The organism is Mucilaginibacter sp. 320_HR (assembly GCF_059691875.1).
The window spans coordinates 273622-293999 of record NZ_JCAWAI010000001.1; the positions used below are offsets into that span (position 1 = coordinate 273622).

The following is a 20378-nucleotide window of genomic DNA, read 5'->3' on the forward strand; positions in this document are numbered from 1 at the left end:
GAGAAGATGAACAAAGCCAATCGTAAACAGGACGCCCTTAATTATCATGCTAAGGGACGCCCAGGGAAGATAGAAGTAGTACCTACCAAGCCGACTAATACACAACGCGATCTTACTTTAGCCTATTCGCCTGGCGTGGCTGAGCCGTGTCGTGCAATAGCAGAAAACGTAGATGATGTTTATAAATATACTGCAAAGGGTAACCTTGTAGCAGTTATAAGCAATGGCACCGCAGTGCTGGGCCTGGGCAATATTGGCCCGGAAGCCAGTAAGCCTGTGATGGAAGGCAAAGGTTTGCTTTTTAAGATATATGCCGATATTGACGTGTTTGACCTGGAGGTAAATGCCAAGAGTGTAGACGATTTTGTAAATATAGTTAAAGCGCTTGAGCCTACTTTTGGTGGGGTAAACCTTGAAGATATTTCAGCTCCCACCTGTTTTGAGATAGAACGCCGCCTAAAGGCCGAGATGAACATCCCGGTAATGCATGACGATCAGCACGGTACCGCTATAATATCTGGCGCTGCGCTGATGAATGCTTGCGAGATACAAGGCAAAAAGCTTGATGAAATAAAAATGGTTGTGAACGGAGCTGGAGCGGCTGCTGTTTCCTGCACCAAAATGTACTTATCGCTGGGTGTTAAGAAAGAGAACATTGTTATGTTCGATATTAACGGTTTGCTGAGTACTGACCGCACCGACCTGGACGATATTCGGAAGGAGTTTGCAACTACCCGCACGGACATTAACAATTTAGCCGACGCAATGAAAAATGCGGACGTGTTTGTTGGACTTTCTGCAGGTAATGTAGTTACGCAGGAGATGCTGGTAAACATGGCTGAAAATCCTGTTGTATTCGCAATGGCCAATCCAGAACCGGAAATAAGCTACGACCTGGCAACCGCTGCGCGTACGGATATTATTATGGCTACCGGCCGTTCTGATTATCCTAACCAGGTGAACAATGTTTTGGGCTTCCCATACATTTTCCGTGGGGCATTGGATGTGCGTGCAACCGCTATAAACGAGGAGATGAAGATAGCGGCAGTTAAAGCTATAGCCGAAATGGCTAAGCGGCCCGTTCCCGAAGCTGTTAATCTGGCATATAACACCACAAATTTAAAGTTTGGCCGGGATTATATTATACCCAAACCAATGGATCAGCGCCTTATTACTGAGGTGTCGTCTGCTGTTGCTAAAGCAGCTATTGATTCCGGGGTGGCGCGAAAGGTTATTACCGACTGGGACGCTTATCATGAGGAACTATTGTCACGCCTTGGTACCAACAACAAGCTAATGCGTGATATCACCAACAAAGCTAAACAAAGCCCTAAGCGTGTAGTATTTGCAGAAGCAGATACCTACAAGATATTACGGGCAGCGCAAATAGTAAAGGACGAGGGCATAGCCACACCAATCCTGCTGGGTAATATTCAGAAGATCAAACAGATCATGTATGAAAATGAGCTCGATCTGGGTGAAGTGGAGATGATAGATACCCGTGACGAGTGCGACAGGAAAAAGGATTTTGCAGAGTTCCTGTACAAAAAACGTCAACGAAGGGGTATTACCCTTTCAGAGGCTAAAAAGCTGGTTACCGATCGTAACTATTACGGCGCGTGCATGGTGCAGTTTGGCCAGGCTGATGCGTTGATATCAGGCCTTACCAAGAACTATGCAGATACCATTAAACCTGCTTTGCAAGTAATTGGTACCGACGATGGTGTTAACCGCGTTGCGGGGATGTATCTCATGATCACCGAAAAAGGCCCCGTATTCTTTGGTGATACAACGGTTAATATAAATCCTACAGTTGAGGAATTAGTGGACATTACCGTACTGGTAGAAAAAGCAGTATCTTATTTTATCTCCAAACCGAGAGTGGCACTACTTTCATACTCAAATTTCGGTTCAAATAAAGGCGACATACCTGATAAAACAGCAGAAGCTGTACGCATATTACACCAGCGCTATCCAAATATGGTGGTTGACGGTGAAATGCAGGCCAACTTTGCGCTTAATGCCGAATTACTAAAAGACAATTTTGCATTCTCAACGCTCAACGGCAAACCGGCCAATACACTTATATTCCCGACACTGGCATCAGGCAACATTGCTTATAAATTGCTACAGGAAATAGGTGGGGCTGAAGCTGTTGGCCCAATTTTGCTTGGCTTGAAAAAGCCGGTACACGTGTTACAATTAGGTAGCTCTGTTCGCGAGATTGTGAATATGGTTACCATTGCCGTTGTGGATGCACAGGAAAAAGACCGTACTACGAACCGTTAATCAAGACTGAATAAACTACTCTTTATGTACGATTATATTGATGGGCGCTTAGCATTCAAAAGCCCTGCCCATGTTGTTATTGATGCCGGAGGAGTAGGGTACCATATCAATATATCGCTGAATACTTTTTCAAAAATTGGCGATGCGGAAAGGTGTAAGTTATACATCTGGATGCACGTGAAGGAAGATGCGCATACGCTTTACGGCTTTGCAGAAGAGGGTGAGCGCAGGCTGTTCCTTCACCTGGTTTCTATATCTGGTATTGGCCCCTCTACCGGAAGGATGATGCTCTCCAGTATCACCCCCGCGGAAATACAGCAGGCCATAGTTCAGGGTAATGTACCGTTGATTCAGAAGATAAAAGGTATTGGTCCCAAATCAGCACAGCGTATCATATTAGAGCTGCAAGATAAATTACGCAAGGAAGGGCCGGATACGCTTACTGTTATGCCAGCAAATAAAACAGTTAAGGATGAAGCACTTTCTGCACTGGTAATGCTGGGCTTTGCCCGCGCTGCTGCAGAAAAGGTTTTAGATGCTGAGCTTACAAAAAATAGTGGTACGTTAACAGTTGAGCAGCTGATTAAATTTGCTTTGAAAAGCTTATAATTACCTAATAATTGTAACACTTGGTTAAAAGATTTACTTGTAAAGTTTTTATAGGTATACTTTTTTTATCTGCTTTTTGCGGAACTGGTAATCTATTTGCCCAAATACAGACACCGCAGCAGCCTCCTCCCGGGCAGCAAACGCCGTTTAATCCCCAGAACCAACCTGTTCAACAGCCCAATTTGCAAAATCAGCAACCCAGGCAGCAACAGCAGAGGGTTAACCAGCAAAACCAAACTCCTGCACCAATAGACACCACTAAACCACGCAATAATGTTCCTTTAAGTAATGCTCCTAAGCTTTCCAAAACCCGTCAGCAGCAAGCCCGTGAAGGCGTTTTTGAACTAGACCCACCCGGGCTGGTAAGAAGCGTTGAATACGATCCTTTAACCAACAAATATATCTTGTACGAACGCGTGGGTAACCTGCTTTATCGCCCACCGGTATACCTTACATTTAACGAATACTTAAAGCTGCAGCAAAAAGGTGTACAGCGCGAGTACTACCGGCAATTAGCAGATAATTACGCGTATAACTCTCAGCAGCCAGGCTTTATTCCGCAAATTAACGTCAGGAGCAAAACGTTTGAGCAGATTTTCGGCAGTTCGACTATCAACATACGTCCCCAAGGTTCGGCTGAGGTGATACTTGCCGGACAGGTTAATAAAAATGAGAACCCGTTATTCAATACACGCCAGCGTAATCAATTCAACTTTAACTTTGATCAGCGCATTCAATTAAATGTTACCGGCGACATAGGCGACAAGCTAAAGATCAGCACCAATTATAATACAGAAGCGCAATTTCAGTTTGAAAACCAAATCAAGCTTGATTATACCGGTCACCCGGACGAGATAATCCAAAAGATAGAAGCGGGTACAGTAAGCATGCCGCTTAATACCTCACTGATAACAGGCAGTCAGGCCTTATTTGGCTTAAAGACAAAGCTTAGGTTTGGTAAGCTAGATATTACCAGTATCCTGTCACAGCAACGTTCACAGTCTAAAACCATTACTATTACCAATGGCTCTCAACAAGGTAATATAGCTTTAACGCCTGCCGACTACGAGTCTAACAAGCACTATTTTCTTTCACAATACTTCAGGAATAACTATAATCGAGCACTGGCCAATATTCCTATCATTAGCTCCAATATCACCATCACCAAAATTGAGGTTTGGACAACCAACCGCACCAACGTAACTACGGATAGTCGCGATATATTAGCGTTTCTCGATCTTGGTGAGAACAGGCCTTACAACACAGCATTGGTACAAGGTGGCCCTGGTTTTAGCGGCTTACCTGCAGGTTTCCAGGGGCCAGGCTTCACCCAACAATCTAACTCGCTTTTGCAAAACCTGCCTGCGAGTGCCCGCACCACTAATTCTAACGATGTTGCCAATTATTTCAGAACAACCGGAGCTACAGATAACTATGCCAAGTTAACCTACGCACGCAAGTTGGTTCAGGGTAAAGAATATACGCTTAGCCCACAACTGGGTTATATATCGCTAAACTATCCTCTTAACAATGATGAAGTACTTGCCGTGGCGTACCAATACTCTTACAATGGCGTGCAGTACCAGGTGGGAGAGTTCAGCAGCGATGTAGCCGTAGATCCTGCGACACCCAAAACGCTTTTTGTAAAGCTCTTAAAGAATGAGCTGCTTAAAACCAACCTGCCAACATGGGATTTGATGATGAAAAACATCTATTCTTTAGGCGCATTTGGTATCAGTCCAAACAATTTCAGGTTAAATGTTAGCCGCTTGGATGATAAGTCGGGTATCGAGAAAACCATTATGGATGAGGGGCAGAACACCAGGAGCAAACGCTGGCTGCAACTTACTGGTTTAGATAACTTAGACCAACAAAGCGATAAACGGCCCGATGGCTATTTCGACTTTTTGGAAGGTATAACAATCGACTCGCAAAATGGCCGTATTATGTTCCCGGTATTGGAACCATTTGGGTCTGACCTTGCCAAACAGTTTACCCCTACCGAACAAGATCTGGTAAGCCGATACGTTTACCAACCACTATACGACTCTACAAAAGCAATCGCACAGCAATTTTTCCCCAAATTAAACCGCTATTTGATAAAAGGAACGTACACTTCCACTCAGGGATCAGAATATCAGTTAAATGCGGTTAATATTCCGCAGGGATCGGTAGTGGTAACTGCCGGTAATCTAAAACTGAGCGAGGGCTCCGATTATACAGTTGATTATAGTTCGGGCCGTATAAGGGTGCTTAACCAGGCACTCCTTGCCTCCGGGCAACCCATCAACATCAAAATTGAAAATAATGAGCTTTTCGGCGTTCAGCAAAAGTCGCTTTACGGAACCAGGCTAGACTACCGTTATAGCGACAAGCTGGCACTTGGGGCGACCTTTATGCATTTGACCGAGCAACCCATTACTCAGAACGAATTAGTAGGCGAAGAGTCTATCTCTAACTCCATTCTGGGTTTTGATGCAAATTATAGCTCTAATTCGCGGTTTCTTACAAAGCTGGTAGATAAAATACCACTGATTAATACCAAGGCGCCTTCTACCATAAATCTGAGTGGTGAGTTTGCTAAGCTGATGCCCGGGAGCCCTGGCGCGTTGAATTTTGCCGGATCAAAGAACGGCACATCGTACCTTGATGATTTTGAGAACAGTCGATCCATTATCGACATAAAAAGTGCTATAAGCTGGCAGATATCCGGCACACCGCAAATGTTCAGCGAAGCACAGTTGTTTAATGATCTGAGTTATGGATATAATAGGGCGCGACTAGCCTTTTACAACATAGACCCGATATTCTATACTAATGCAGGGAATATACCTATTAACCGTGCCGACCTGTCCAACCATTACAGCAGGCAGGTAATAGAGCAGGAAGTATTCCCTTATAAGCAGTCGGTAACCGGGCAGCCATTAACATTAGCAACACTTAACCTGGCTTTTTACCCTACTGTTCGTGGGCAGTACAACTACACTACAACGGGACTTAACCCTGACGGAACACTGCAGAACCCACGAAACCGTTGGGGAGGTATTTTCCGCAAATTAGAGACGAACGACTTTGAGTCGCTTAATGTGGGATATATAGAGTTTTGGATGTTAGATCCTTTTATCTATAAACCGGCATCACAAGGCGGGGACCTTTACTTTAATCTGGGAAGTGTATCAGAAGACATCCTTAAAGACGGACGCAAAAGTCTGGAGAACAGTTTACCTGTTGATGGTAGCACCGACAAAACCGACGAAACAGTTTGGGGACGGGTATCAAGATTACAGCCGGTTATCAATGCTTTCGACAACAACCCCGATTCAAGAAAACTGCAGGACGTAGGCTTGGACGGATTAAACGATGCCGATGAAGCAACAAAGTTCGCCAGTGTTGTAAACCAGGCAAAAGCTGTATTAAGTCCGCAGGCTGCCACAGCGTTAACTGCTGACCCTTCCTCAGATGATTATCGTTATTACCAGGGGCCCGAACTTGATCAGGCGCGGGCAAGCATACTCGAGCGTTATAGTCGCTACAACGGTGCGGAGGGCAACTCAAAAACGGCTGAGCAATCGCAGGCGGAATTAGGCTTGCAAACGTCAGCATCAACCTCGCTGCCAGATGGCGAGGATATTAATCGTGACAATAACATGAGCCAGACCGACGAGTACTTCCAGTACAGAGTGTCAATTCGCCCTCAGGATATGCAGGTTGGGCAAAACTTTATAAGCGACAAAGTAACCTCAAACATCAAACTGGCAAACGGACAAACCGAAGCAGTTACGTGGTATCAATTCAGGATACCTATTACTGACTATCAAAGCAAGGTTGGCAACATCCAGGATTTTAAAGCGATCAGGTTCATGCGGATGTTCATGACCAACTTTGCAGATACCTCTATCCTCCGTTTTGCAACCATGCAATTGGTACGTGGCGAATGGCGCGGCTTTAATGCTGAGAATAATCCACTTAATATTATTGCAGACCCATCTATACCAAATCCAACCATTGATGGTTCTTCGCTAGATGTTCAGGCTGTAAATATAGAGGAGAACGGTAATCGCACGCCTATCCCGTACGTAGTTCCCCCCGGTATAAATCGCCAGCGCAACTACAATAACCTGCAAACAGATACCAAGCTGAATGAGCAATCGCTCTCGCTAAAAGTGAGCAGCCTGCGCGATGGTTATTCAAGGGCCGCGTTCCGCACTTTCTTTAATGATCTTAGATCTTACAAGAAAATCCAAATGTTCGTTCACGCAGAAGGCGATCAGCTGAGGGATAATGATGTTAACGCTTTTGTAAGGTTAGGAGTTGATTATCAGGATAACTATTACGAGTACGAGATACCACTTGCAGTTACCCAACCAGGCACACGCGATCCGGGTGCTATATGGCCTGCAGCAAACGAGTTGAACTTAACACTGGATGTATTAACTAACGCCAAGGTGGCACGGAACAATGCGAAGCTGAATGGACAACCGTGGCCATTTACCACACCTTTTGTTTATACCGATGGTGTAAACAAAGTCACGATTAAAGGCCAGCCGGATTTAAGCCGCTTGCGTACGATAATGTTAGGTGTGCGCAACCCATATAAGCCAACAAATGCAGGCACCGACGATGGCCTAGACAAAAGCGGAACAGTATGGTTTGATGAATTACGCCTTACAGAATTTGATCAGCGCGGCGGCTGGGCGGCTACTGCAAGGGCTGATGTGGCGCTTGCGGACTTTGCTAACATAACAGTATCCGGCAGTAAAAGTACAGTTGGTTTTGGGTCGCTTGATTCCCGTGTAAGCGAACGCAGCAGAAGCGATAATCAGTTGTATGATATTTCTGGTAGTGTAGAACTGGGCAAGTTCTTTCCGGCGAAAAGCGGTATTAAGATACCGGCTTACATCAATGTGAGCAACCAGGTTGCAACCCCGCAATACGACCCGCAATCTCCTGATGTGGAACTAAAGAAAACTCTGGCAGCAGCGCCCAACAGTAAAGCGAGAGACTCCATTAAAAATGTATCGGTAGATTATACCATGCGTAAAAGCATCAACCTTACCAATGTACATAAAGAACGTACCAATCCAACAGCACCTGTACACGTATGGGACGTAGAAAACTTCAATGCTACTTATGCCTATACTGAGTACACTCACCACGACTTTATAGTAGAGAACGACTTGGCCAAAACTTACCGGGTAAGCCTCGCTTACAATTACAGTAACCAGCCCAAATATTACTCCCCGCTGCAGAAGGTTATCAAAAGCAATCTGCTGGCACTGGCTAGAGACTTTAACTTCAGCTTGCTACCCTCACGATTAAACTTCAGCATCAACTTCGATCGGTATTATTCAGAAAACACACTGCGTAACAACGATCCGAATAACTTTATTCCTATACCAACAACCTTTAACAAGAACTTTAATATTACCAGAGTATATGGCATTGGTTGGAACCTGTCTAAGTCGCTGCAGATGGATATAGATGCTACTAATCTTTCAGTAGTCGATGAACCTGCGGGCCGGGTTAACGGGCTTAAACGAGATACCTTATGGCAAAACTTAATGCGGTTAGGGCGTACTACAAACTATAATCACACTATTAACTTTAACTACACCACCCCTATAAACAAAATACCAGGTTTAGATTGGACTGCTTTAGTAGCCAGATACAGCACGCATTTTAACTGGCAAAGCCAGCCGGAATTTGCCATTAATAATCCCGATTATAATGTGGGTAACAGCATACAAAACTCGCGTACGGTTCAGCTTAACCCAACACTTAATTTTAACAGTTTTTACAATAAGTTTGCTGCATTACGTAGAAACAACAATGGCGATCAAGGCGGTGTAGGGAAATTCTTGCTGGGGATTGTTACGGGAATTAAAAACATCAGTGGCACTTATACCCGTACTGAAGGTACCTTCCTGCCGGGTTATCTGCCGCACTCCAACTTTTTTGGGCAGGACTTTACTTACGATGCCCCGGGCATAGGTTTCTTGCTGGGCAGCCAGGCGGATATCAGAAGCGAGGCGATTTCCAATGGCTGGATAACTTCAGACACCTTGCAGAACCAGCTATTCGTAAAAACATTTAATGAGGACATACGCCTGCGGAGTATTATAGAACCTGTTAAAGACCTCAGGATTGAATTAATTGGCTTTAAAACCCAGGACAAAAACTATCAAACTAACTTTAAATATTCCACCGTTACCAATAGCATTGAGAACCTGAGCCCGGTAACATCAGGTACGTACAGTGTTTCTATATTATCATTAGGTACCGCTTTTAGCAGCACCTCGGGCATCAGTAACAAATCTTCAACTTTCCAGCAATTTTTGGAGAACAGGGCTGTTATATCCAAAAGACTTGGGGTAACAAACCCGAACTCTGCGGGACAGGTCGGTGGCTTCTCTGACGGCTACGGGCCCAATTCGCAGAATGTTTTAATACCCGCTTTCCTGGCGGCATATACCGGTAAGAGCGCTAGCAGCACATCGCTCAACCAGTTTCCGGGGATACCTATTCCCAATTGGCAGGTTACTTATAATGGTTTTGGCAAGATGCCCTTCTTTACAGAACTGTTCGATTCCTTTGATATCCGCCATGGCTACCGGTCGTCTTACAACGTTAATGGTTACACCACTTTATTGCAATACCAGAAACTTAATGGCGGGGTAGCCTCACGGGATGTTAATGGCGACTTCCTGCCGTTTTACCAAATGACCCAAGTGAGCATATTTGAACAGTTTGTTCCATTGCTTGGTGCCGATGTTCGCTTTAAGAACAGTATGACAGCCAACCTGGAATTCCGCAAGAGCAGGTCGCTGGCTTTGAGCTTGCTGAACAGCCAGCTGGCGCAGCAAACCGAGAACATTGTTGTATTTGGATTTGGCTATCGTCCTAAAAACTTCAGGATGCCGTTTGGCTTGTTTGGTGGCAAGGCTAATAACGACATCAACTTTAAGCTAGATGTTGCAGTGCGCGACAATAAAACCCTGATTTACCGTGCCGATATAGAAGAGGCTGAAATATCATCGGGTGCCAAGAACATCACCATGCGCCCATCAATAGACTATGTGGTTAACCAGCGTTTTAACTTGAATATTTTCTACGATAGCAACATTACCAAGCCTTATACTTCGCAAACGTTCAATACGTCCTTTACCAACTTTGGTATCAACTTAAAACTGCTGCTGCAGTAAGCGGTCAAAAGCATCCGGGTGTTCAAAAGTGTTCAGCTTTTTTTGTGTGCCAGGCGGAATTTACGTTTTTGAACACCTGGCGTAAAACCTTTGAAAAACGCCCCTGATCACACCTATATGGCGCTTTTTCGCTTTAAAGTAACGCAGCAACCTTTAAAAACCACACCGTTTTACACGGCTAAATTAAAATATATTTGCAAACAGGGTTTTTATTACAGGTGAAAACGGGTGCCTGGGAGAGCTAATTTTTCTGGCGTTTTTTTGCTGCTTCTTTACGTTTTTTCTCCAGTTCTTCGCGGGCTTTTTTGGCTTCTTCTTCAGCTTTCTTTTTGGCTTTTTCAGCTTTTTTCAGGGCACGCTCTTTTACTTTCTTGTCGTGCTTGTCCATTTCTTTTAAAGCCTGTTCTTCCTTTGCGCGGCCTACGCCTGCATTGGGCTTAATGCCGCTGAAGAGCGTTTGCCATACCGTTTTAAAGAATGGGAAATTGTACGGCCGCACGAACTTAACATTGGCTGATCTTGGGACCGCTTCCCCATCGTCGGGGTTATCGTGTTTGATGATGAGCGAATTTACAAAGAGAGATGCCAGCGTTTTATTCTTATAGGTCTTAATGGTGTCGGCCTTAAGCATCTTTATCTTGAGGTTGTTATATAACAGCGTTACTTTACCTGTAGATACCTTGCTGGTGCTGTTAATATCAAAGTCGAGGCTGTTTAGTTGGCCTGAGGTGATCTTTACCATGGCAAGCGGCATAGTAGCCGGGTTAACTGCAGGCATAGATACCGCACCCAAATGCCCGCTGTAGCTGTAACCATAAGCAGGATCGGTAAGGTTGAACGCAAACTTAAGGCGCATTTTGCCCTGGTTCATAAAGGTAGTGGTGAGCAATGCTACGGCACGGTGGTTTATAGCAAGACTGTCTTTATTGTTGGTGATGTTGGTAATGGTGCCGTTTGTATTGTTAAAGGCGACATATCCCCGTTGTTTCGACTGCTTGCCAAACTCGTTATAGTAAACATCAATATGCCGCAGCCTAAGCGTGTCAATGTTTATAGCTGCCTTAATGGTTTTTAGTCCGTACTGGGGAAAGGTAACTATCCGGTCGGTTTTTTTGATAGCCGCATTCGGATTGCTGTACACAGAAAACGAGCCTTTGGTCAGGATCAAATTAGCCGTGTTAAAAGTGTGAAACTTGTGGTACGTCAAAAAATCAAACCGCTTAAGCTGTACAGTGTCAAAGTGCAGGGTAAACCTGTCTTGCTGGCTGTCGTCAAAGAACATTTTCGGGTTAATTGGTTTAAGGTTCACATCTTCCAGTGTTAACGCTGATGTTTGTGTAGACAGCTTTGCCGATTTTACATGATAAGTATAAAGCCCATCGGCAGATTTGCCGGTATAATTGTACACCTCGGCGCCAATGTCTGCGCAGTACAACAGCCTGCTGCGGTCTGTCTGTGTAGCCGAGTCTATCAACAGGTCGGTAGCTTTTAGGTTGAGCTCTTTTAACTGAGATACCTGCAGCTTCGATCCGGAGTAATCCTTGTATTTAAATTGCACATCGTTAAGGTATATCTCGCCAACATGTATCAGCTTTAGAGATTTGGATATTTTTTGCCATAGCGTGCGCTTATCCTTGGTCGTGGTGTCGCGCTGCCGCACCGGGTTGTAGCTTACTTCCAGCTCGGGAGCGCTTAACGTTATTCTGCTAATGTCCAGCTTTTTTTTAAAGTATAGGGTAAAAGGGTGTATGTGCGATACCACCAGCCGTTTCACATGCAGCTTGTAAAGGTTGTTTGGTCCAAACCCCTGTTTTACTTTTCGGCGGTAAACTGTCGTGTCGGGCGTTAAGGTAATATCATAAAATATTACCTCGCCTTTTAGAATATGAAGACTGGCGTTGGTGTAGTCTACCCGGTAAAGGCTGTCGGTTTTTTCCAGTATAGCGGTTTTTACCTTGTCAGACAAGATAGGCGACCAGTAGTGGTTTATTAGCAACGCGGGTATTAATACCAGCAGCAGTAAAATTGTAAATACAATAAGAAGTACCTTTTGCCATTTATGCCTGATTAATTTACCCGCCATTTTGCTGTTTTTCTTTTTCTTTAGCGGCCTTTTCTGCTGCCTTTTGTTTTTCTTTTCCGGCCTTTTCCTGTGCCTCTTTCAATTTTTTAGCAGCTTCTTCTTTTTCGTCGGCAGCCTTTTTCAACGCTTTTTCTTTTTTGCGTTCTTCACGGCGTTTTTTCCGGTTCTCTTTAAATTGTTTAAACTTATCAAGCACGCTGGTTACCTGTGCAACGGTCTGGTTTACAAAGTTCTCGTTCTTTTTATCATAGCCCACGCTTGGCTTTAACCCGTCGAGCAAGCCTTTATATAAAAAGCTGAAGAAGGAGGTATGCGGATCGCGGGCGACGTTAATTGGCCCCGGCCTGAATTTACCATTTTTAGACGGGTTATCGTTATCTATAAAAAAGGTGTTTGCCACGCGCGAGATCAATCCCTGGCGTTGCAGTTCTTTAACACCCTCCTGCTTTTTCAACAGATCTACGCTTAAATTATGGTAGTAGAACTCCAGCTGGCCTTTCGCCCGGTAGTTATTGGCATTTACATTAAAGTGAAGCCTGTCAATATCTGCCGATTTCACATGCACCAGCGCCAGCGGCTTAACCAGCTTATCAAGCACCTGCCCGTTAAACTTGCCAAGCGTGCCGTTGTAATTAAATGAGCCATCTTTGGCGTTCAGGTTAAACCTGAAGTTCACATTCAGGTTGCCGGCATTCATAAAGCGGGTGTTTATGTGAGCTGTCATTACCGGGTTTATCTTTTTTTCGGAAGGATCATTAGTAAGGTTCATGATCACCCCGTCGGTATTCTTAAACAGAATCTCACCTGTAATTCCTGTTGTAGCATCAGCCTCAAGGTACTTTATATCTGTACTTTTAATATTAAGGCGTTTCAGGCGCATATCTAACGAAACGCGTTGCAAGGCCTGGTGAGGATCCTTGCCTATCTTTATTGTTTTAGGCCCCCTGTACTTGTTATTGTTGTATATTTCTACGTTGCCATCCTTAACATTTAAAACACCTGCATAAAGCTTTTGATCGCGCAGGAAGCGTTGCAGGTCTATGTCGTTAATGGCAATTTGTTTAAAGCTTATCGTGTAGCGTTCGCCTGGTTTGCCTGTTTTACGGTAAAAGCCCCTTCGGCTGTAAAGTGGGGTGTACGCAACATTGTCAAGTACAATTAATCGTTTTGCGGTAGAGAAGAAGATCTTCTTCAGCGATATTTTATAAAGTTTATTGCCGGTAAGTGCCGCATAGTTCTTTATGGTTACATCTACCCCTTTGGTGTAATAAAACCGGTTCGGGTCCAGGCCGGACAGGGAATCTATAAGTACGTCGGAAATATTGATGTCCAAATGTTTTAAAGCGGTACTTTTTGGTGCCCCATCGCTCCTGTTGATATAGTTCAGGCTAATGTCCTTCAATGCGATAGAGTCTATCCGCAGCTGCTTAAATGTTTTCTTGACGATTTCGTACGGGCTTTTGGGCTTACCCACTTTTACCGTATCGTTAAAACTAAAGCGTTTATTTACTACAGTTAAACTAGGCTTTTCTATCGTAATATCTTTTATGTTGAGTATCTTCTCTTTATAAGCTTTTTTAGCGCCCAGGTTTTTAATCGATAATTTTTTTACCCTTAAGGTGAACAGATTGTCTGGCGCTTTTTTTTCGGCTACCATTTTCAGGTAAACATTGGTATCCGGCTTTAGTCTAAAATCGGTAAGCGTTACATCGCCGGAGGCGATATTCAGATCAAAGTCAGAATAATCTATACTATAAAGGCTATCGGTCGTCTTTAAAATAAGCGACTTTAACTCCTGCTGTAAATAAGGCTTCCAGCGGTCTTGTGCAACATATTTGTTGTATGCATAGTAAACACCAATAGCCAATACCGCCACTATCCCCAGCAATATAAAAGGCCATTTTCGTACACGTTTTTTTTCCGGGACTTGTTCTTCCATTGTATGGCTTATTGTAATTCAGAGTTATAACAACACAAACATTAATTTGTTACCACTCGCTGACAATCTGTCATTCTTTTGATGAAAATGTGTATTTTTGCGGTTCAAAAATTTTCAATTTACGAATGGAGCTTTTAATACAGGATAAGGCGCACGATGAGAGCAGGCAGGGTGAAGCGCTTGTTTTAGAGCCGAACGGTAAGCACAACGGCCGTAAGCTTTACATAGAAAGCTATGGCTGTGCCATGAACTTTAGCGATAGCGAGATAGTGGCTTCGATACTGGCTGATAAAGGTTTTGAAACCACGCAGGACTTTAACAATGCCGACGTTATCTTCATAAATACCTGTTCTATACGGGAGAACGCAGAGGTACGCGTACGCAACCGTTTAAAGGAATTTGCCGGTGCTAAGTTTAAAAACCCGGGCATGGTAGTAGGGGTGCTGGGCTGTATGGCCGAGCGTTTAAAGGCAAAGTTTTTAGAAGAAGAAAAACTGGTTGACGTAGTTGTAGGCCCTGACGCTTACCGCGATCTGCCAAACCTTATAGAGCAGGTTGACGGAGGGCAGCGGGCGGTAAATGTTTTGCTAAGCCGCGAAGAAACCTACGCCGATATAAGCCCTGTTCGTTTGAATACAAATGGCATCAACGCTTTTGTATCTATTATGCGCGGTTGCGATAATATGTGTTCATTTTGTGTGGTGCCTTTCACCCGCGGCCGCGAACGCAGCCGTGATGCACACTCTATAGTAGCAGAATGCAAAAGCCTTTTTGATAAGGGATACCGTGAGGTTACGCTATTGGGGCAAAATGTGGATTCTTATAAGTGGAGTGCTACAACTGCAGAAGATGGTGAAGCACTTACAGCAGGAGCCGAAGTACAGGTAGTGAATTTTGCCAGCCTGCTGGAAATGGTTGCATTGATACACCCCGACCTGCGTGTGCGCTTTTCTACGTCGCACCCGAAGGATATTACTGATGAGGTGCTGTATACCATAGCCAGGTACGACAATATTTGCAACTACATACACCTGCCGGTACAAAGCGGTAATACCCGTGTGCTGGAACTGATGAACCGTACTTACACCCGCGACTGGTACATTAACAGGATAGACGCGATCCGTCGCATTATCCCCAACTGTGCCATTTCAACGGATATCATTACCGGTTTTTGCACCGAAACGGAAGAAGAGCACCAGGAAACATTGAGCATGATGGATTACGTTAAGTACGACTTTGCTTATATGTTTATGTACAGCGAGCGCCCCGGCACTTTAGCCGCAAAGCGTTATGCTGATGATATACCGGAGGCGGTGAAGCACCGCAGGCTAAAAGAGGTGGTTGCCAAGCAGCAGCAGTATTCTTACGTACGTATGCAGGAATCACTGGGCAGGATTGAGCGTGTGCTGATAGAGGGTTTTTCCAAAAAATCAAACAACGACTACGCCGGCCGCAGTGATAAGAACGCTATGGTGGTTTTCCCTGTTCATGAAGATTACAAACCAGGGCAGTACGCCAACGTGCTGGTAGAGCGCTGCACAACAGCTACGCTGATAGGAAGGATTATCCCCCAAACCCCCTGAAGGGGAGTTACGTCCGCATTGGACGTAAATAAAGGGAAAATATCTATATAGAATAAAATACACACAAAAACTCCCCCTTTAGGGGGCTGGGGGGTATGGAAGTACAAGAAATAAAACAACGCTTCGGGATAATTGGCAATTCGCCTTTGCTTAACCGGGCTATAGTTATAGCCAACCAGGTTGCACCAACCGACATTTCTGTTTTAATAACAGGGGAGAGCGGCAGTGGTAAGGAAGTATTTTCGCATATTATTCACCAGATGAGCCCGCGCAAGCACGGGCCGTTCATTGCCGTGAACTGCGGCGCAATACCTGAAGGTACTATCGACTCTGAACTGTTCGGTCACGAAAAGGGCGCTTACACCGGCGCCGTTGGCGAACGTAAAGGCTACTTTGAAACAGTTAACGGCGGTACCATCTTTTTAGATGAGATTGCCGAGATGCCACTGGGTACACAGGCCCGCCTGCTAAGGGTTTTGGAATCGGGGCAGTACATCCGTGTTGGGTCATCCAAAGTAGAGAAAACCAATGTGCGTGTTATTGCAGCTACCAACGTAGATGTGTACGACGCGGTAAAGGCAGGGAAGTTTCGCGAGGATCTGTACTATCGTTTAAATACCGTGCCGTTGCGCATACCACCCTTGCGCGACCGTAAAGAAGATATCTTCTTGTTGTTCCGGAAATTCACGGCAGACTTTACCGATAAATACCGCACCCCGCCTATTCAGCTTGATGATGAGGCACAGCAGGTGCTGATCAACTACTCGTGGCCCGGCAACGTGCGCCAGCTAAAGAACATGGCCGAGCAGTTGGCCGTTCTGGAACGCGACCGGGTAATTACAGCGCCGACCCTGTTAACGTATATACCGCATGAAGCCAGCCGCAGCAATTTACCAATGCGTTTGGATGCGCAACCAAAGGAAGATTTTTCTGAAAGGGACATTCTTTACAAGGTGTTGTTTGACATGAAGCGGGATATGGTCGAGCTTAAAAAGCTGGTTGCAGATATTATTGAGCATGGGGGTGTATCGCCAAACTACGCCAACCATACACAAACGCTTAACCAGTTATACAGGGATATTGAATTGCCTGTAAACAACCATACCGAGCCACAATTTACTTTGCAACAGCCCGTTAATAACAACGCGGCCAACAACGGCAACAACAATGATGCTTTCCATATTACGCACGATGCGGAAGAAGTAGAAGAATCGTTGTCGCTGGTTGATAAAGAATCGGACCTGATACGTAAGGCTTTGAAAAAGCACAAGGGCAAACGCAAGCTTGCCGCAAATGAGCTGGGCATATCAGAACGTACACTGTACCGCAAGATTAAAGAACTTAATTTATAACCTCACCAAATGCGTAAAAGGGTTTTCCTGACTAGTTTGTTATTAGCGGCTGTAGTGCTGGTGTTCAATTCGTGCTCTTATAAAATATCCCTTAACGGCGCTACCATCCCTGATGATCTTAAGACGGTTAACGTACAATTCTTTGAGAACAATGCACAACTGGTGGTACCAACTCTTAGCCAGCAGTTTACCGAGTCGCTTAAGAACAGGATTCGTACGCAAACCAGTATAAGCATTGTTCGTGGCGAATCAAACGCTACGTTCTCCGGCGCGATAACCGGCTACAGCATAGCACCGGTATCTATCCAGGCAACTAATCCTAACAACCCACCAATAGCAGGCGCCAGCCGTTTAACTATTACGGTTAGCGTTAAATACACTTACGATGCCAATAAAAAGTATAATTTTGAGGAGTCGTTTACAAAATCCAGAGATTTCACGGGCGATATATCATCACAAGAGCAGCAGCTTATACAGGAGATAAACAAGCAGCTTACCGACGATATTTTCAACAGGGCTTTTAATAATTGGTAAGCAATTTGTAGTTTTAGGGCAGGTGGATCAAAACTTGGAGAACAGATATAAGGAGATTTTGTGGGAGCTGCTTGCCAACCCGGCAGAGAACGGGCAGCAGCAAAGGCAGGCGCTTGAGCGTTTGGTGCAGGACAACCCGCAAAGCGGACTGCTGCAAATGCTATACGCCCGTACCGGCGAACCCTCAGACCTTGCTAAAGCTTCGGTTTATTTCACCCCTTCAACCCTTTACAAGATCATAAACGACCCGGACAGCCTTTTACCTGTCTCCAGGGATCGCATCAATAAATCGCTAAACAGCAGTGAACCGGCGGAATCAACAGCATCAGTCACCACTGAGGTTGTTGTCGAACCGGAAGCTACGCAAGAAGCCCCGGTAAGCGACGAGCCTGTTGCTGCAGAAGAAAGCCTGATGGTTACGGAAGCTCCTGCACAGGAGGAAGTTGTACCAACAGAGCCGGCAATTGAAGAATTGCCACCAGCTTTACCAGAGCATGTTGAGGAAGCAGTAGCTAACGAGCCTGAAGAACAACAGAACGTTGAACCTGTCGAGGTGCCTTATCAGGAACCTGCACCACCAGTTGGCGAGCAGGAAGAAGAGGAAAGCAACCCGTGGGATATGTCTAAACTGGCAGAACCTGTAGTTGAGGACGAAACCTTCAGCAATACTGAAACGATGGGGCATGAGGGTATTTGGGAAGCAACGTTTCACCAGCCTGAAAGTGTTCTGGAGGAGGAGCCTACACCAACCTTCTCTATTCCTGCGTCAAGTGAGTTCAATATTCCTACATACGATCATTCGCTGTCTGCATATGAGATGGAAGCTATTGGCTTAAATCCTGTAGAGCCAATTGAGGTACCCGCCAACTACCCTGTAGAGAATGTTTTTCATAAACAAGATGAGATAGATGACGAGGTGTATGACGAGATCGTCAGCATAGATGAGATCGGCATTGCGGGATTATCCAATAAGTTCGCTTTGGATACAGAAGAAACCGGTGAGCAGACACCTGAAATTGAGGAGGTACCCGCGTCGCCAGTCAATCCGCCTGCATTTGACGCTGAAACGGAGCGGCTTATATATGGCAACATAGCAGCTACCGACTATCTTTCCTTTGATAAAAAGCTGGATGAGTTACGTACAGGTTTCGCGGTTGTAGCAGAGGATGTCGATCAAGCAGAGCCTGAAAGTCCCGCTCAACAACCATCCGAAGACGCGGTAGAAGAGCCTAAAAGCCCTCAAGCAGCAACCGAGGAGTCCAAACCAATTGAACCGGAGCCTGCAGTTGCACGCTATAACGACGACACAATGCCGTACAGCTTCCTGTGGTGGCTGGATAAAACCCGTAAGGAGCATGCATCGATAATCCAGCCTTATGCTGAGCCGGTTAACTCGGCAGCACAGGCTGAAGCGACTATGCAGGAGTCAAAAAAAGCTTCAGGTGATGAGTTGCAGCAGCAATATTTCGAAAATATTGTGAATCTCACATCGGTTAGCAGCATTGGTATTGTTGATCCGCCAAAGGTGGAGTTCGATCACAACAAGAAGGAAGATGTAATTATCGAGCGCTTTATACAGACAGATCCGCAGATAAAACCATTATCTGCAGACAAATTGGATAATGAAAATAAGGCGAAAAAGAGCTCCGAAGATCAGGATGCGTTAGTAACAGAAACGCTGGCACGCATCTACAGCGACCAGATGCTATATCATAAAGCCATAGCTACTTATAAAAAATTGATGTTGAAGATTCCGGAAAAAAAGCTTTACTTTGCAGCCCAGATTGAACAATTAGAAAAAAAGACCAATTAATAACAATATAAATGGCTTCATTATTAATAATCATTACCATCATCATATGTGTCCTTTTAGGATTCATCGTGTTAATCCAAAACCCTAAAGGCGGCGGTTTATCTTCAAATTTTTCCAGCTCATCTCAGTTAATGGGTGTGCAGAAAACCGGTGATTTCCTGGAAAAAGGTACCTGGGTTTTAGCAATAGCCATAATGGTATTATCACTTGTTATTAACGTATCGGTTAAAGGTGGCGGTGGCCAGCGTTCAGAAGATCCTGCTTTAATGGAGCAGATCAAGAAAGCTTCTAAACCTGCAAATACAGCACCTGCGGCAGCACCAATCAACCTACCAACTACACCGGCTACAACTCCGGCTCCTAAGAAACCGTAATTATAAGTATCAATAAAACTTTAGAAAGGCCTTGAATATTCAAGGCCTTTTTTGTTGATGACCATTGCCTGACAGCATGACACAAGTGCATTCTTGTTAGCGCTCATGACTTAACCTCGCATTAACATAACTGCCAATACATCATAAAAAATGCCATTTGCGCACATTTTTGCTGCTTGGCATAGTTGATGATAACACTACAGCGAAAACTTAATATTATAAATCAAAATAGTTAGTACTATGTCATTAAACATTAAACCAAGTGCAGACAGGGTAGTCGTGCAGGCTGCTGCTGCCGAAACTAAGACCGCTTCTGGTATTTACATTCCTGAAACTGCTCAGGAGAAACCACAAAAAGGAACTATTGTAGCGGTAGGCCCGGGTAAATATGCCGACAACACAGGTACACTTATCCCAATGACCACTAAAGTTGGCGACGAAGTATTATACGGTAAATACGCCGGTACCGAGATCTCTGTTGACGGTAAGGAGTATCTGATCATGCGCGAATCTGACATTTACGCTGTTTTTAACCAATAAGTGATTAACGATTGACTGATAAACAGCAATTAAAAACATTCACTAAATCATTAATTCACT

Annotated in this window: 11 protein-coding genes; 9 read left to right on the plus strand and 2 right to left on the minus strand. The window is 44.7% G+C overall.

Annotated features, from left to right (window positions below):
• Positions 1 to 6: 6 nt before the first annotated feature.
• The 3 genes from AC59GT_RS01150 to sov all read left to right on the plus strand — a co-directional run bounded on the left by AC59GT_RS01150 (position 7) and on the right by sov (position 10100).
• A complete protein-coding gene (locus AC59GT_RS01150; protein ID WP_497235932.1) occupies positions 7 to 2289 on the plus strand; it encodes an NADP-dependent malic enzyme in 2283 nt (760 codons plus the stop codon).
• A 24-nt stretch (positions 2290 to 2313) separates the two neighbouring features.
• Complete coding sequence (gene ruvA / locus AC59GT_RS01155) at positions 2314 to 2898, plus strand: Holliday junction branch migration protein RuvA (RefSeq protein WP_497235933.1); 585 nt, start codon at positions 2314 to 2316, stop codon at positions 2896 to 2898.
• A 182-nt stretch (positions 2899 to 3080) separates the two neighbouring features.
• Complete coding sequence (gene sov, locus AC59GT_RS01160) at positions 3081 to 10100, plus strand: T9SS outer membrane translocon Sov/SprA (protein ID WP_497235934.1); 7020 nt, start codon at positions 3081 to 3083, stop codon at positions 10098 to 10100.
• Between the two features lie 241 nt (positions 10101 to 10341).
• Here sov and AC59GT_RS01165 read toward each other — a convergent pair whose 3' ends face one another.
• Positions 10342 to 12183, minus strand: coding sequence for a hypothetical protein (locus AC59GT_RS01165; protein WP_497235935.1), 1842 nt, complete (start codon positions 12181 to 12183; stop codon positions 10342 to 10344).
• A complete protein-coding gene (locus AC59GT_RS01170; protein WP_497235936.1) occupies positions 12173 to 14122 on the minus strand; it encodes a hypothetical protein in 1950 nt (649 codons plus the stop codon). The genes AC59GT_RS01165 and AC59GT_RS01170 overlap by 11 nt, the downstream gene beginning before the upstream one ends.
• Before the next feature lie 125 nt (positions 14123 to 14247).
• Here AC59GT_RS01170 and miaB point away from each other — a divergent pair, with 125 nt between their 5' ends.
• The 6 genes from miaB (at position 14248) to AC59GT_RS01200 (ending at position 20318) form a co-directional block, all read left to right on the plus strand.
• Positions 14248 to 15705, plus strand: a complete 1458-nt coding sequence (miaB, locus tag AC59GT_RS01175) for a tRNA (N6-isopentenyl adenosine(37)-C2)-methylthiotransferase MiaB (protein WP_497235937.1) — start codon at positions 14248 to 14250, stop codon at positions 15703 to 15705.
• A 95-nt stretch (positions 15706 to 15800) separates the two neighbouring features.
• A complete protein-coding gene (locus AC59GT_RS01180) occupies positions 15801 to 17057 on the plus strand; it encodes a sigma-54 interaction domain-containing protein (protein WP_117384884.1) in 1257 nt (418 codons plus the stop codon).
• A 9-nt stretch (positions 17058 to 17066) separates the two neighbouring features.
• Positions 17067 to 17591: an LptE family protein gene (locus AC59GT_RS01185; protein ID WP_497235938.1), complete on the plus strand. Its 525-nt coding sequence runs from the start codon at positions 17067 to 17069 to the stop codon at positions 17589 to 17591.
• A 34-nt stretch (positions 17592 to 17625) separates the two neighbouring features.
• The gene (locus AC59GT_RS01190; protein ID WP_497235939.1) at positions 17626 to 19404 is read left to right on the plus strand and encodes a hypothetical protein; all 1779 of its coding nucleotides are present in this window, start codon (positions 17626 to 17628) and stop codon (positions 19402 to 19404) included.
• Between the two features lie 11 nt (positions 19405 to 19415).
• Positions 19416 to 19778, plus strand: coding sequence for a preprotein translocase subunit SecG (gene secG / locus AC59GT_RS01195; RefSeq protein ID WP_497235940.1), 363 nt, complete (start codon positions 19416 to 19418; stop codon positions 19776 to 19778).
• Between the two features lie 240 nt (positions 19779 to 20018).
• Complete coding sequence (locus AC59GT_RS01200) at positions 20019 to 20318, plus strand: co-chaperone GroES (protein WP_117384877.1); 300 nt, start codon at positions 20019 to 20021, stop codon at positions 20316 to 20318.
• Positions 20319 to 20378 lie beyond the last annotated feature (60 nt).